Below are 15,401 nucleotides of genomic sequence, written 5' to 3' on the forward strand. Positions count from 1 at the left end.
GATTAGTCCTGTAGACGGGCGATCTCTTCGCCAAATTCGCGAATATCTTCAAAGCTACGGTAAACGGAGGCAAAGCGGACATAGGCCACTTTATCGAGCTTTTTCAGCTGTTCCATCACCAAATTGCCAATCATCTTACTCGGCACTTCCCTTTCGCCGGTTGCGCGAAGTTGCGATTTAATGTGATTCAGCGCCATTTCGACGTCATCTGCGCTGACCGGGCGCTTTTCGAGCGCTTTTAACATGCCACGACGCAGCTTCTCTTCATTGAAAGGTTCACGCACATCATTGCTTTTCACGACGCGCGGCATCACAAGCTCCGCCACTTCAAACGTGGTGAAACGCTCATTGCAGACCAGGCACTGCCGGCGACGGCGAACGGATGAACCTTCACCCACCAGGCGAGAATCGATAACTTTGGTATCCACGGCGAAACAGAATGGGCAATGCATACGGCGTCCTGATGTTAGAGTTAACTGAAATCTATTTTACCCTGAACTGGCATGACAACAAAGGCAGACCGTTTTTGAGACAATGGATCGATGGCAACGAGGCCGTTGCGATCTACCATTACAGAGAAGATCCTATCCAAGGAAACAGACACAATGACAAGACGTTACCTAAGAACCCTGTTACTGGGAAGCCTTTTTGCCCTCAGTGCCTGCGCCCAGCAAAGCGAAGTTCGCCAGCTTCATCAAAGTGTCAGTACGCTAAATAATGAAATGAGCAAGCTGAACAAAGAGACGGTGAAAATCACCCAGCAAAACACGCTGAATGCCAAATCCGGGAGCGGCGTTTACCTGCTGCCCGGTGCGAACACGCCCGCCCGCTTGAATAGCCAAATCGGTATGCTGCGAATGTCGTTGCAAAATATCGCGCCGAATGCAGCGGGAACCCGCGTCGTGCTGCGGATCCAGGGCGAATCAAACGATCCGTTACCGGCTTTTAGCGGCACCGTTGAGTGGGGACAAATTCAGGGTACCACCGAGAACTATCAGGAGGTGAATGTACAAAACCAACTGATTAACGCACCGGCCAGCACACTCGCACCGAGCGACGTTGATATTCCGCTGCAACTTAACGGCATCACGCCAGAACAGTTAGGCTTTGTCCGCATTCATGATATCCAGCCCGCCAATTTGCAGTAACATCCGGGGCGACGCTGTCGCCCTTTCTTACTCTCTGTCATGCATTTTCTTCTTTTTTGTCATCTCTTCATCACATTCACCAATTTGCAATATCGATAAATGCCAGTACAATCGCCGTCGTTTATTGCACGCAAACGTGAACGCAATCGATTACGCGTGTGTCAATAATGTGAAACAACACATATTTTTGTGAACGCGGATACTTATAATAGGCGCGCAGAAATATGAAACATTTAGAAACTCCATGCGTGCTTTCTTTCACTCCCGTCTGGGATCTCAATCAGTGGCGTAATGATGAAAAAAACAATTCTCGCAGCCGGTGCTGCTCTGGCGCTTTCCGCTTCTTTTACTGCTAACGCAGCGGAAAACAGCAAACCTGAATACGTTTCCGACTGGTGGCACCAGAGCGTAAACGTGGTGGGCAGCTACCACACTCGTTTCTCACCTGTTCCGCGTAACGATACTTATCTGGAATATGAAGCGTTCGCCAAGAAAGATTGGTTTGATTTCTACGGCTACCTGGATGCGCCGGTCTTCTTCGGTGGTAACACCGGTGCGAAGGGGATCTGGAACCACGGTTCGCCGCTGTTTATGGAAATCGAGCCGCGTTTCTCTATTGATAAACTGACTGGAACCGACCTGAGTTTCGGTCCGTTCAAAGAGTGGTACTTCGCCAACAACTACATTTACGACATGGGGCGCAACGCCTCCGGTCGCCAGAGCACCTGGTACATGGGTCTGGGTACCGACATCGACACCGGTCTGCCGATGAGCCTCTCCCTGAACGTCTATGCGAAATACCAGTGGCAGAACTATGGTGCCACAAACGAAAACGAGTGGGACGGTTACCGTTTCAAAGTGAAATATTTCGTGCCGATCACCAGCCTGTGGGGCGGCCAACTGAGCTATATCGGTTTTACCAACTTTGACTGGGGTTCAGATCTGGGCGATAGTCGCTACTATGTTAACGGCGAGCAGCAACGTACCAACAACTCCATCGCTTCCAGCCACATTCTTTCTCTGGGCTACGATCACTGGCACTACTCTGTAGTTGCACGTTACTGGCATAACGGTGGTCAGTTCAAAGACGATGCAACGCTGAACTGGGGCGCAGGCGACTTCAGCGCGCGTTCTACCGGTTGGGGTGGTTACCTGGTTGTTGGTTACAACTTCTAATCCCACTGCATTGCAAAAAGCCGACCTATGGTCGGCTTTTTTATTGGAAGCGCGCTTTCTGCAGGTTAACGAAATCCTGCATCGTTCTGTCCGCGCGTTCCGTAAATGTCTTGCCTGTAAAAGCGACCGACGTGCAGCGATCGAGACGAAAACAACGATAGTCATCGCGTAACGTACACCACGACACCAGTACCCACACGCTTCCCATAAACGACAACCCTAACGGATGGATCACCCGCTCCGAGGCTTTTCCTTTATCGTCTTCATAATGCAGATGCAGCTCCTGACGCAGCCGCATCGCCTGGTGCATCACATCAAACCAGACGCGTACCTGTGGGTATTTATCAAAATTGGGTGAAACGATGCGGTTGCGTTCAGCCGTAATGCGCTTGTCGTAGGGTAGCACTGCCAAAAGTTTTTCCTGCGCCGAACCGGCAGCCTGTGCCAGCGTATCGCCGCTCCAGGTTTGTAACATGCCGATAGCGGCAATTAATGCTTCAACTTCCAGACCGGTAAACATTAACGGCGGCAAATCGAAACCGGGCAGCAAACGGTAGCCACTACCCGCTTCGCCCTGAATCGGTACGCCGGAGAGCGACAAATCGCGAATGTCGCGGTAGATGGTGCGTTCAGAAACCTCCAGCCGCTCGGCCAGTAGCGCCGCGGTCACGCGACGTCGGGTACGCAAAACCTGAACTATCTGAAACAATCGATCAGCACGGCGGCTCATAACTTATCCGGTTGAGGAAAAGCCCGCACTTTCAGCGCGGGCATCAGTGGTTCATGCAGGTTGATGCAGTCCAACCCGGTTACCCTCACTGTCAATAATCAGGGCAATAGTACCAATGCCCTGCGGCAATACTTCCGGGCCAAAACAGCATTCACCGCCCTTTTCACGCACGCGCTCCAGCGCAGCCGCGAGGTTTGCCGTCGCCAGGTAAACCACTGTACCACCGCTTACCGGCTGGAACATTGGTCCTTTTACCAGCGCACCGCCGGTGGCGGGTTTGACATGGGGAAATACCGCCATTTCGATACCGGCTACGCTCTCATGGCGAAACTGACCGCCCAATACATGCTCATAAAACGCTACCGCACGATCCAGTTGCTGTACCGGCAATTCAAACCAATTCACTAATGTGTTCATGCTCTGTTCCTCTGCGTTAAAAAAATCAACACAGCGAGTCTGCCAGAGGGCTACTGACAGCATATTGTCAGTAGGGATCGTCTTACTATTTTCCGTTCCGCCGTGATAATTATCCGAAAAACATAATTAATCAAAGCATTAATGAGCAGGCTATATATTCAAAGCAAAATGATATCTATAAACTCCGCCCCCTGCCGTAATCGGTAGCCGACACAAACAGGAATTACACGCTAAGGAACAGGGAACGATGTGGGCAGTTGAAATGCAGGCCGTCAGTAAAAGTTATTTGTTAGGGCAGGTTCGTGTTGACGCATTAAAAGAGGTGACGCTCAACATTGCAGCAAAACGGTTTACCGTATTATCCGGTCAGTCCGGCAGTGGCAAAACGACACTACTGAACTTAATCGGCGGCATCGATACGCCCGACAGTGGCCGTCTGGTGATTGCCGATCGCGAAATGAACAGCCTCAATGACGACCAGTGCAGCGCTTTTCGCGCCCGTAACCTTGGATTTATCTTCCAGAACTTCAATCTTATCCCTGTACTGACCGCACGTGAAAATGTCGAAATTCCACTTCTCGCACAGCATCGAACGGCGGCCTGGCGCAAACAGGCGGTCAACGACATGCTCGAGAGCGTCGGCCTTGGCGATAAAGCCGATTCATTGCCGAACCAGCTCTCTGGCGGGCAGCGCCAGCGCGTCGCCATCGCCCGGGCGCTTATTCACCGCCCAGCGCTGGTGGTGGCCGACGAACCCACGGCGAATCTTGACAGCAAAACCGGCAAATCCATTTTACAGCTGTTACGGCGTTTGCAGCAGGAGCATGCCGTCACGGTGGTGTTCTCTTCCCACGATCCGCAGGTGATTGCCGAGGCCGATGACCTGTATGTCGTCCACGATGGCAGTGTGAACGGCCCGGGGGCTTGATAAGGAGAGAACATGCTGAAACTAAAAACGCTGAAACACGCGCTGCGCAACCTTCTGCGTAACCGTCGCCGTACCTTATCAACGCTTTGCGCCATCGTGGTTGGCGCCGTCGGTATTCTGCTGTTTGGCGGTTATAACCACTCGATCAAATACAGTTTGCAAACGACTTTTGTGCGTAGCACCGGTCATCTGCAAATTCAGCATCGGGATTATTTACTGCACGGTACGGGAAACCCGGCGCAATACAGCATCCGCCATTATCAGAAAGTGATGGATATCATTGCCCACGATCCGGTACTGCAACCAATGCTCACCGTCAGCACACCAGTGCTCATGCTGACAGGCATCGCCGGGCATTATGCGGTCGGGACGTCACCTCCGGCACTTATTTACGGCAGTGAAGCCGCAGGAAAAGTGCAACTGAACAAATGGGACGAATACCATCTCGGGGATTTCCTGCAAAACCGCCAGATATACTCTGGTGCCGCAGCGGATTCGGCATTTATTGGCGGCGGTCTGGCGCGTTTGCTGCAACTGTGCAACCTCGCCAGAAACCAGCCTTGCAGTGCTCTACCAGCCAAAGAGAACCACGCCGCCGATCTCCCAAGCGATCTTTTGCAACTGTCGCAACAAGCGCGGCAGGCACACGCTGCGGACAGTGATAATTACATCGAACTGCTGGCGGCTTCCGGTAACGGTGCGCCAAATATTGTGCGCGTCAAAGTGGAAGGGATTCAGCCGCAACCCGCTCGCGAGCTGGATGATAGCTTCGTTGGCATCCACCTGCACCAGGCGCAACAACTGCTGTTTGGTCAGGAGACGCCAGGCGTGACGGCAATCATCCTGCAACTGCACAGCACCTCGCAACTGGCGGCAGCGCGAGCGCGTCTCCAGCAGCTTTTTACCAGCGAACTCGCGGATTACCCACTGGCAGTATACGACTTCACCGAGCTACAACCGTTGTATAACCAGGTGCTGAAAATGTTCGCCAATATGCTCAATTTCATGCTGGTTCTTATCCTCGCCATCGCATTATTTACCGTAACTAACACCATGGGAATGGCGGTAATGGAGCGCACGGTGGAGATTGGTACGCTGCGTGCTGTCGGGCAGAAACGGCGTGATATCCAGCGCCTGTTCCTCAGCGAAGGCTCGCTCCTGGGGATGTTTGGCTCGATTATCGGGGTCATCGTCTCTTTATTGCTGGCGTTTCTGATTAATCACGCCGGGCTTACCTGGCAGCCTCCCGGCGTGACAGTGCCAATCAGGATCCATATCAGCGTGTGGGGAGAGTGGGCAATGATTAGCAGTGTGGTCGGTGTGTTGTTGCTAATAACCGTGATCTCATCGTGGTGGCCTGCACACCGCGCGGCGAATGTCTCGATCGTCGAGGCGCTGCGCCATATCTGACTCCTGCCCTTCATCTATTAACAAGGAAGAACGTCATGCAATTGCAAAAGAAACCACTGGCACCATTGTGCCTGATGTGGCTCCTGTTGGCCGCTATGCCAGCAAGTGCCGCGCTTGATGCGCAACAAATCCTGAAAAAAAGCGACGAGGTGCGTAACCCGGATCGCTCCTTTAGCCTGGTCACAACGCTCATAAGCTATAAAAACGGCAAGCAGAACGACACCAGCAAACTGGTGCTTTACTCGCGCGCATCGCCGAATGGCGGCCAATTCCGCAGCCTGCTGCGCTTTATCAGCCCGCAACGCGATGCGGGTAAATTGACCCTGAAAAGCGGTCGCGATCTCTGGCTTTATGACCCGGCAAGCCAGGCGAGCGTGCCAATTTCCCCGCAACAGCGCCTGTTGGGGCAAGCGTCTAACGGCGATGTCGTAACAGCAAACTGGGCTGAAGATTACAAGGCAAGCCTGCTGGCGGAAGAGCAGATCATGGATGGTGAAAAGCAAATGCGCGACTGCTACCACTTGCATTTGGTCGCCACCAATCCGGACGCGCCGTACCCTTCGATGGATCTTTGGGTCGATAAAAACGATTTCAAAAGCCGTAAAGCGGAGTTTTACGCCGTTAATGGCAACCTGCTGAAAACGACCTGGCATCGTCGCTACGAACCCGCGCTGGGCGGTGTGCGTCCCACCGAGGCGGTGATCATAGATGGCGTCAACGCCCAGCTTGTTACTGTTCTGCGCCAGCAGAATTTTACCTGGCGGGATGTTCCGGAAGCGTGGCTACAACGCGATTATCTGGCGCACTTTAAGGATACTGATCAATGAAGGCAACGCGCGCGCACTTAAGCTGGTTCATCGCACTCGGCGCGCTGTGCAACGCCTCTGCCAGCGCACAGCAGGACAGCACCATGGCGGCGCTTGAACTGGCGGATAAAACCGAGTTTACCGCCGTGGAAAACAAGGCGCTGAGTGCACTACTCGAAATTGCCGGTAGCCTGAACGAAAACAGCGCCAAAGAACAACGCGTGTCACTGGATATGCGTTGGGACAAAAACCTGTTACGCAACTGGCGGGTTGTACTTTCGAACCGCTTCGACAGCCGTTTCTCCAGTCATCTGCGCCAAAACCGCAATATCAATACGTTGCGTGAAGCCTGGCTTAGCCATGCGCTGACCTCTCAGGCTTCCGTCGATGTCGGGCGCATTAACACCCGTTATGGCGTTGCGCTGGGCTACAACCCTACTGACTTTCTTGGGCGCGGTACGGTGCGTTCAGCCATTTCGGCCGATCCGGAGTCGTTGCGCAGTAACCGTCTGGGCAATGCGATGATCCGTTTGCAAAAGTTTTGGGATAAGGCGGCTGCAACGGTGATCTGGTCGCCAAAAATCAGTGCCAGCCGGCGGCAGAACAGCGCCAGCCTGGACTGGAATGCCAGTAATCCCCGGGAACGCGTCTTACTGGCGGGAAGCTATCGCTTTGCCGAAAACCTTAATCCGCAATTGTTGCTGCTGCAGGAAGAACACCGCTCTGCACAGTTGGGCGTAAATCTTTCGCGGGTGCTGTCGCGCTCCGCACTGGTCTATGCTGAATGGGCGGGAGGACGCCAGCCCTTCAACTGGCAGGAAGCGCTGTCTGAAAGCCAGTGGGATACGGCGTGGCGTAACCGTGCAGCCGTTGGTTTAACCTGGACTGGCGAGAACCATCTAACTCTGCGCCTGGAGGGCCACTATAACGGCAGTGCCGACAGCAAAAAGGCCATCTCCGCACTTCGTGCCGCGCCCCCTTATATTGCCGCGCAGAGTGCCGCCGCTCCCGCAGACAGCACAGCGCAGTTAGCACAAGACGGGCTGACACCACGCTGTGGTGCACTATTTCAGGCATACTGGAAAGACATCGCCGACCAGTATGATTTCAATCTGATTTGGCAGCGGGATTTGCAGCGCCAGAAAAATATGGGATTTGTGGAGCTAAGGCGTCACCTGAATTCGGTGGATATCGCTCTTCAGTGGCAAAAAATCTACCGCGCTGAGGTGAAAAAGACTTATAGCGTGCAGCCAGACAGGCGCTGGCAACTCTCCGTGGATTACTATTTTTAAACTGCGTGATATTGCCGGGGGCGTCATCAATCCCCCACCCGCAATGATAATACGAATAACCTGACTCATCACCTCAACAATTGTTGAATGGGAATCTATCCATTTCAGTAATATAACGAGCAGCCCTGAAAATAACGTTGACAGTTTATTTATCACATTTTACAAACCAGGCTTAAATATAATGGTCATTTTTCTTACTGGTCAGATAGAAAACAGGAATAGAACATCGTATCTTCTCTATCCCGCTTACATTCCTCAGGCAGGTTTAGGAGGTTAATCTATGTCCATTAATATTTTAATTGTGGATGAGCATGCAATTATACGTCGGGGAATGACCTCGATGATTAACTCACTAAAAAACAGCAATCTTAATACCGATAAACTTGATATCGACGTTATCGGTGATACCAATGAGCAAACAGAGCTTCTTGATATTCTCGCCAGTAAAAAAGTGGATCTTCTCTTTCTGGGGTATGGCCTGCACACCATTAAAACCGGTAACCCTGTGTCGGAGCTCGATGGCGTTGCGCTGGTGAAATGGATTTCAAGCCGTTATCCCAATACAAAAACCATCGTTTTATCCCCTTATAACAATACGAATCTTATTCGTATTGCGCTGGAGGCGGGTGCCAAAGGCTATATCAGCCGTAACACCAGCGAACGAACGCTCTGGCGTGCCATTACTACCGTGCTGATGGACGAAGTCTATATTGAACGAGGGCTAATGGATTCACTTTTCCGCCGCGATGCGCTGGCACCGCAGGAATTGTCAACGCGCGAAAGTGAGGTTTTACGCTTACTATGCCGCGGGCTTTCGTTAACAACGATTTCCAAACGCATGAATATCAGTATTAAAACAGTCAGCGCACATAAACTCCGCGCCATGGGAAAATTAAATGTGCGAACAGATTGCCAGCTTTACTGTTTATTATTTCAGACGCGGATGTTTGATATCGCCATGTAAATCGCCGTCCCGCATTTAATCTATTACCCGGTAAATGAAAAGGCCTCTGTATTTTCCCACTCAGGCCTTTATGTAGAACTTTAAAATTATCACCGGTTATTTAATCCATTTATTGATAACTTCCTGACTGCAGGGCTTGAACAAACAGCCATCCATTCCTGCCGCGATGCACTGTTCAACAACCTCTGCTTGCGCAATGGCGGTAAACCCCAACAGGGTTGCACGCGTCTCTGCGGAGCGCAGCTCTTCCGCACGTATCAGCTTTGCAAGCGTGAAACCATCCATCACCGGCATGTTGCAATCAATCAGTATGTAATCGTAATTGCGGGTCATCAGCCAAAGGGTTAGCGCTTCTTCTCCATTCGTTGCTTCGCTGACCTGATGACCGAGAAATTCGAGTTGATGACGCAACAACATAAGGTTCGGCGGGTAATCATCAACAATGAGTACCCGTTTAACGCCACAAGATGGGCGCCATACTGGCGCAATCGACACGAGCTCAGCGGGATTTATCGCCACAGCAGGCAGGCGCAGGCGCACATGGACCGCAGTACCTACGCCTGGAGTACTTTCCAGCGTTAATTCGCCTTTCATCAGTTCACACAGGGTACGGCAGATAAACAGCCCCAGCCCTGAGCCGAGCCGCGAGGCGTCTTTATCGGAACCCAACTGGGTGAAGGGTTCAAAAAGCCTTTTTTGGTCTTCGGGCGTAATCCCAATGCCGGTGTCTTTAACGGTCAGCGAAACCGCAATCATCCCCTCAACAGCCGGTTCATGTTTTAGAATAACCTCTATTGAACCTTTGCGAGTAAATTTAACCGCATTACTTAGCAGGTTAGAAAGGATCTGTTTATAACGATGAGGGTCAATTTTTAGCAGACACCGATCGCCACCTTCGACGTGCATATTAATAGTTAGCTGTTTTTGATCGGTCGCCTCTTTGAATAACAGCGCCACCGAGCGTGTCAACGCAATCAGCTCCTCTTTTCGCGGCGCTATTGCCATACGACCCGATTCAATCCGTGAAATATCCAGGATATCTCCCACGACAGCGAGTAAATTTTTTGCGGCATCGTGCGCAACTTCCAGCATGGGCTGTGACTGTTGCGCCAGCACATTCTGTTTAATTTGCAGTTCCAGAATGCCCAGGATTGCGTTTAACGGCGTGCGAATTTCATGACTCATCACCGAGAGAAAATTCGTCTTCGCCCGGTTTGCCGCTACGGCTTCATCCCTCGCTTCATTCAATTGCTGAATAAATTCCTGCCGCTCGGTCATGTCTATCCAGCCACTTAAAACACCATTGTTTCTGCCATCGCTCCCGTGAAAAGGAATAATCCAGTAAAAAACAGTGCGTGATTGCGCAGAGTGGTTAAACATCAGCAACCTGTCACGCATGTGCGGGACACCTGTGGTAATCACCCGTTGGTAGTCCCGGTGAAACTCACGGATCATGAAATCCGGCAAAGGCAAAACATCGACGGTTTTCCCATACACCTCTTCGCGCGTGACGTTCATCTCTTCCAGATAGCGGCTATTACAACTGACAAGCTCCCCGCGCAGATTACGCACCGCAACCGGCCAGGGGACGGAAAACATCATATTGCTCATGCAGGAGAGTTGCTCTTTAAGCCGCTGCTGCATACGTATGCGCTGGTTGACCTGGCGTCTGAGCGAAATAATCCACAGCATCGAGATGACAACAATCGCCAACATCATCAGGCTAATGACCTTGATATGACGACGTCCGCCCTGCCAGAACACGCTCTTTTGCGCAGCAAACCCAGCATTATTCACCGGAAACGTGTTCACGACTGCCGACCCGACAGGAGGCGTTGCTTGAGCTATTTGCTTTTCTGCTGCTCTGCTGCCGGAAATATCGGCTGTATAAAAAGCGATATTTGTCGGATGAGCATTAACTACGAGGCAGCAAGTAAAGAGGAGCGATAATAAAAAGATGCACCACTTAATACGGTGAAAAATAAAAGAAGACATTCGCTTTTCCCGTTTGCAATTGCTGGTCGATGCAATACGTAAAACCTATTAATAATTCGACGCGAGCATACTCACAGTAAATCAACCCAATAATAAAACCAGTTGCTTATAATCTTTAAACATGAGCGAAATAAAACGCTGACGCATTTTAGAAATACTCCTTTGATTTATAACTCCCTCATCAATCAACTTCGGCAATTGTTCCATCACAATGCAGCGGCGTATCGCCCGGCGCATTCCCAAAAGATACCAGGAAGATTTCATTCGGTGGGCAAGCCTGGCGATCTGAAGAAGTGTTCCAGCCCGCGCGATGATTTCGAGTTGTTGAATATCACTGGCCAACGCTTGCAAAAGTTTAGGGAGCATTGCATCAATGACTGGCTGCTGATGATTCGCCAGCTTATGTAATTCATGCAGTTCCGGTTGCGCCATATCCCTCGATTGAGATACGCAGCGTAAGCGTGCTTCAGATAAAGGAAAATACAAAATATGATCGAAACCTTTCAGACGCAGCATTGATTCTGTTTCCGCCTGTTCATCGTCTGTGCAGGCCAGTAATAACGGAGGTAGTGTTAATTCTCCTGCCAGTTCCGCTGCGAGTAGCTTCTCAACTAATGCAACACCTGAATTTGCATTCTCGCTTAAATCGACCAGTAGCGCGTGCCAGACGTGACGGGAAAGCGCATCATGCGCATCGCTTATATTCACAGTAGCGATATTTAAATCACTGCAAAAACGCAGCTGTTGGGCGAGAGTGCGCTGCTGTTTAGCACTGTACGTCGCAAGTAGTGTCTGCATTCCATGCATAACAAACTCCGTGTTGTTAACTTGTTAATCCAATTTGCTGTAAGTATTGATAGAGTTCGTACTCGGAGGTGACACCCAGTTTACGCATGGCACTTTTTTTCTGTGCGCTGACGGTTTGTTTCGTCCTGTTAAGCCGGGTACTGATATCGTTCACTGTCATACCGCGCAGTAACAGGCGCAGCACCTCATTCTCTTTTGGCGTTAGCCTCACCTCAAGTTGCGCTACAGCGTCCAATTGCGGCGTATTCGTTTTTGGGGAAATAGCAGGCGAGGTGAGCGCTTGCAATGTCTGTAATAGCTTTGTCGACAAACTGGCTTTATTTAATACTCTGTGCACTCCGAGACGGAGTAACGAGTGCTGAATTCCGGGGTTATTGATCATCGAAACGACAATTATCAGCAAATCTGGCCAGCGTCTTTTTAATAATTGAATGAGCGCCAGACCATCGTTGTATCGTTCTCCGGGCATGCTGAGATCGGTTATCAGAATATCGGTTGCGTGCTGCTCCAGCTTTGCCACAACTTCATCGGCGGTCCTGGCTTCATCAATAATGAGGTATTGCGCGGAAAGTGGTGCGAGCAACGTTCGCATCCCCATTAAATAAATAGGGTGATCATCAGCAATCAACACTTTTTTAGGTTTCAACACGCTTACAAATCTCTGGTCACAGCCATAGCATTACGAGTTCTCGCACTTTAACAAAAAAAAATGGCAATGCAGAATGAATATTGAATAAAGGAAAGGCGCTCACATTTTATAAAAATAAAAAAAGCAGATTAATATCTTTAATAAATAAACACTCTTTTATTATAAATAGAAAAAATACTACAGATAAAAAAAACCGCAGCACATGGCTGCGGTTTGTTCTGTGCAACGAATGATTACGGCAGAATAGACGGCTGATCCGCCCCTTCTTTTTCCACTTTCTGCTGCAGTAAATGCTCGCGCTTCATCCCCATTTTCAGCGCCAGAGCAGACGCGACATAGATAGACGAAGCCGTACCGATGGAAACACCGATAAGCATGGTCAGTGAGAAGCCCTTCAGCATCGCGCCGCCAAAGAGATAAAGCATCAAAATCACGACTAACGTCGTACCGGACGTGATCAACGTACGGTGCAATGTTTGCGTCAGAGAGATGTTAAAGATCTCGTATGGCGTACCGCGGCGGATCTTGCGGAAGTTCTCACGAATACGGTCAGATACCACGATGCTGTCGTTAAGCGAGTAACCAATTACCGACATCAGCGACGCCACGATGGTCAGGTCAATCTCAATCTGGAACAGCGAGAGTACGCCCATCGTGATAATAACGTCGTGCGCCAGCGCGATAACCACGCCCGCCGCCAGACGCCACTCAAAGCGGAAACCGACATAAACCAGAATACTGATCAACGCGACCAGCAGCGCCATCCCACCGGTCTGCGCCAGATCAGCGCCCACGCTCGGACCGACAAACTCAATACGTTTTACAGCGGCATTCTGGCTGGTCGCTTCGTTAATCACGCTAACGACTTTACTTCCCAGCACCTGGCCACCAGTTTCGCCCTGAGCAGGCGGCATACGTACCATGATGTCGCGGCTGCTACCGAAGTTTTGCAGCAGCGGCTCCTGGAAGCCCGCTTTCTCCAGCGCGTCACGCATCAAATCCATATCCGCTGGTTTTTCCAGCGAGATTTCAATAACCGTACCACCGGTAAAATCCAGGCCCCAGTTAAAGCCGCGAACACCCATCACAACGATGGAGAGGATCAGCAGCGCGCCGGAAATGATAAAAGCCCAGTTGTCCCAGCGCATAAAGTCCCAGACTTTACGGCCGTGGTTCAATTGTTCAACAGTATAATCCTGTGCCACAACGCACTCCTCAGATAGACAGCTTGTTAATGCGTTTGCCGCCGTACAACAGGTTGACGATGGCACGGGTACCGACAATAGCGGTGAACATTGAGGTCGCCACACCGATACCGGTAGTGATCGCAAACCCTTTAATTGAACCAGTACCTACCGCGTACAGGATAAGCACTTTGATCAACGTGGTGACGTTCGCATCGAAAATGGATGAAAACGCGCCCTGATAACCTTCATGAATCGCCTGCTGCACCGAACGGCCATTGCTCAGCTCTTCTTTAATACGTTCGTTTATCAAGACGTTAGCATCCACCGCCACCGCAAGGGTTAACACGATACCCGCAATCCCCGGCATCGTCAGCGTTGCGCCAGGCAACAACGACATAATGCCGACAATTAACACCAGGTTGGCAATCAGCGCGGACGTGGCGATCAGACCAAACTTCTTATAGAAGAAGATCATAAAGATGATGGAAACCACCAGACCTGCCAGGCACGCCTCCAGACCCTGCGTGATGTTCTGCGAACCAAGCGTTGGGCCAATGGTGCGTTCTTCAACAATCTGAATCGGCGCAATCAGCGCACCGGCACGCAGCAGCAGGGAGAGCTGACGCGCTTCGTTCGGGTTGCTGATACCGGTAATACGGAAGCTGTTGCCGAGGCGAGACTGGATATTGGCGATGTTAATCACCTCTTCCTGTTTCACCAGCACCGCACGTCCGTTGGCATCTTTTTTACCGCTGTCTTTGTACTCCACAAACAAGGTCGCCATCGGTTTACCGATATTGTCCTTAGTGAAGTTAGACATGATGTTGCCACCCGCGCTATCCAGTGAAATGTTAACCTGCGGTTGGTTGTACTCATCCTGGCTGGACGTGGAGTCGGTGATATGGTCACCGGTCAGGATCACGCGTTTGTACAGCACAACGGGCTGACCTTCGCGCGTCTGTTTCACTTCGGAGTCACCCGGTACGCGGCCAGCGGCGGCGGCGGAAGCATCCACACTGCTGTTAACGAGGCGGAATTCCAGCGTCGCAGTGGCGCCCAGAATCTCTTTCGCACGCGCGGTATCCTGAATCCCCGGCAGCTCAACCACGATACGGTCAGCACCCTGGCGCTGTACCAGTGGCTCAGCCACGCCCAGTTGGTTTACACGGTTACGCAGGATATTGATGTTCTGCTGAACGGCATATTCGCGGGCTTCGCTCAGACGAGCATCGCTCATCACGGCGCGCAGTACGTTGTCGCCCTGATTGGAGATAACGAGATCGCGGTGGCGGGCTGTCAGGTAAGCATTCGCCTGATCGCGCGCCGCGCTGTCGCGGAACTGAATGCTCAGGCCATAGTTATCTTCCTTACGCACGGTGGTGTAAGGAATGCCTTTGTCGCGCAGATCGCTGCGCAGGCTGTCCATGTTTTGTTCCTGCAGTTTACTGAGCGCTGTTTGCATATCCACTTCCATCAGGAAGTGCACACCGCCGCGCAGATCGAGACCGAGTTTCATCGGTTCGGCTTTAATGGCGGTCAACCAGCGTGGTGTTGCCGGAGCAAGGTTAAGCGCGACAACATACTGATCGCCTAATGCGCTGACCAGCACTTCACGGGCGCGCAGCTGCGTATCAGTAGAATCGAAGCGAGCAAGAATCGCGCCCTCTTCCAGTGCCACAGACTTCGCGTTGATTTTTTCTTTTTGTAGATCGTTCTGGACCTGGATCAGCGTTTGCTCACTGGCGGCGACACCGCGCACGCCAGTGATCTGAACAGCCGGATCCTCACCATACAGGTTGGGAAGTGCGTAAAGCAGGCCGACGATAATGACGACGACCAGCATAATGTACTTCCACAAAGGATAACGGTTTAACACGGCAGTTCCCTTTGGG

General features: G+C 51.4%; 15 protein-coding genes. 7 read left to right on the top strand and 8 right to left on the bottom strand.

Annotated features, from left to right (window positions below; translation table 11 throughout):
• Nucleotides 1-2: 2 nt before the first annotated feature.
• On the bottom strand, nucleotides 3-452 hold the full coding sequence (gene nrdR / locus O3S68_RS11985) for a transcriptional regulator NrdR (protein ID WP_017458860.1): 450 nt from the start codon (nucleotides 450-452) through the stop codon (nucleotides 3-5).
• A 153-nt stretch (nucleotides 453-605) separates the two neighbouring features.
• Here nrdR and O3S68_RS11990 point away from each other — a divergent pair, with 153 nt between their 5' ends.
• Nucleotides 606-1,148 (top strand): DUF3251 domain-containing protein, encoded by a 543-nt coding sequence (locus tag O3S68_RS11990; protein ID WP_017458859.1) that lies wholly within the window; start codon nucleotides 606-608, stop codon nucleotides 1,146-1,148.
• A gap of 294 nt (nucleotides 1,149-1,442) precedes the next feature.
• Entirely contained in the window at nucleotides 1,443-2,324 is an 882-nt protein-coding gene (locus O3S68_RS11995; protein WP_269231687.1) for a nucleoside-specific channel-forming protein Tsx, read from the top strand.
• A gap of 40 nt (nucleotides 2,325-2,364) precedes the next feature.
• Here O3S68_RS11995 and O3S68_RS12000 read toward each other — a convergent pair whose 3' ends face one another.
• Together O3S68_RS12000 and O3S68_RS12005 are read right to left on the bottom strand one after the other, a co-directional pair.
• Nucleotides 2,365-3,054, bottom strand: a complete 690-nt coding sequence (locus tag O3S68_RS12000; protein WP_269231579.1) for a helix-turn-helix transcriptional regulator — start codon at nucleotides 3,052-3,054, stop codon at nucleotides 2,365-2,367.
• A 51-nt stretch (nucleotides 3,055-3,105) separates the two neighbouring features.
• Complete coding sequence (locus O3S68_RS12005) at nucleotides 3,106-3,471, bottom strand: VOC family protein (RefSeq protein WP_020456751.1); 366 nt, start codon at nucleotides 3,469-3,471, stop codon at nucleotides 3,106-3,108.
• A gap of 247 nt (nucleotides 3,472-3,718) precedes the next feature.
• Between O3S68_RS12005 and O3S68_RS12010 the strand changes: the two genes are divergently transcribed.
• The 5 genes from O3S68_RS12010 to O3S68_RS12030 all read left to right on the top strand — a co-directional run bounded on the left by O3S68_RS12010 (nucleotide 3,719) and on the right by O3S68_RS12030 (nucleotide 8,871).
• Nucleotides 3,719-4,399 (top strand): ABC transporter ATP-binding protein, encoded by a 681-nt coding sequence (locus tag O3S68_RS12010; RefSeq protein ID WP_045509262.1) that lies wholly within the window; start codon nucleotides 3,719-3,721, stop codon nucleotides 4,397-4,399.
• Nucleotides 4,400-4,411: 12 nt separating this feature from the next.
• On the top strand, nucleotides 4,412-5,809 hold the full coding sequence (locus O3S68_RS12015) for an ABC transporter permease (RefSeq protein WP_269231580.1): 1,398 nt from the start codon (nucleotides 4,412-4,414) through the stop codon (nucleotides 5,807-5,809).
• A gap of 35 nt (nucleotides 5,810-5,844) precedes the next feature.
• A complete protein-coding gene (locus tag O3S68_RS12020; RefSeq protein WP_269231581.1) occupies nucleotides 5,845-6,636 on the top strand; it encodes an outer membrane lipoprotein-sorting protein in 792 nt (263 codons plus the stop codon).
• Nucleotides 6,633-7,907, top strand: a complete 1,275-nt coding sequence (locus O3S68_RS12025) for a hypothetical protein (RefSeq protein ID WP_269231582.1) — start codon at nucleotides 6,633-6,635, stop codon at nucleotides 7,905-7,907. The genes O3S68_RS12020 and O3S68_RS12025 overlap by 4 nt, the downstream gene beginning before the upstream one ends.
• 280 nt (nucleotides 7,908-8,187) lie before the next feature.
• Complete coding sequence (locus O3S68_RS12030; protein WP_020456746.1) at nucleotides 8,188-8,871, top strand: LuxR C-terminal-related transcriptional regulator; 684 nt, start codon at nucleotides 8,188-8,190, stop codon at nucleotides 8,869-8,871.
• A 96-nt stretch (nucleotides 8,872-8,967) separates the two neighbouring features.
• Here the strand turns inward: O3S68_RS12030 and O3S68_RS12035 are convergent, their stop codons facing one another.
• The 5 genes from O3S68_RS12035 to secD form a co-directional block, all read right to left on the bottom strand.
• Nucleotides 8,968-10,866 carry an ATP-binding protein gene (locus tag O3S68_RS12035; RefSeq protein WP_269231583.1) on the bottom strand — a complete coding sequence of 633 codons (1,899 nt, stop codon included), beginning with the start codon at nucleotides 10,864-10,866 and terminating at the stop codon, nucleotides 8,968-8,970.
• A gap of 81 nt (nucleotides 10,867-10,947) precedes the next feature.
• The gene (locus O3S68_RS12040) at nucleotides 10,948-11,673 is read right to left on the bottom strand and encodes an Hpt domain-containing protein (protein WP_269231584.1); all 726 of its coding nucleotides are present in this window, start codon (nucleotides 11,671-11,673) and stop codon (nucleotides 10,948-10,950) included.
• Between the two features lie 16 nt (nucleotides 11,674-11,689).
• Nucleotides 11,690-12,322: a response regulator gene (locus O3S68_RS12045; protein ID WP_045509274.1), complete on the bottom strand. Its 633-nt coding sequence runs from the start codon at nucleotides 12,320-12,322 to the stop codon at nucleotides 11,690-11,692.
• A gap of 233 nt (nucleotides 12,323-12,555) precedes the next feature.
• Nucleotides 12,556-13,527, bottom strand: coding sequence for a protein translocase subunit SecF (secF, locus tag O3S68_RS12050; protein WP_020456742.1), 972 nt, complete (start codon nucleotides 13,525-13,527; stop codon nucleotides 12,556-12,558).
• Between the two features lie 10 nt (nucleotides 13,528-13,537).
• The gene (gene secD, locus O3S68_RS12055; protein WP_071925261.1) at nucleotides 13,538-15,385 is read right to left on the bottom strand and encodes a protein translocase subunit SecD; all 1,848 of its coding nucleotides are present in this window, start codon (nucleotides 15,383-15,385) and stop codon (nucleotides 13,538-13,540) included.
• Nucleotides 15,386-15,401: the final 16 nt, after the last annotated feature.

The organism is Kosakonia sp. SOY2 (genome assembly GCF_027109175.1).
Taxonomy (GTDB): domain Bacteria; phylum Pseudomonadota; class Gammaproteobacteria; order Enterobacterales; family Enterobacteriaceae; genus Kosakonia.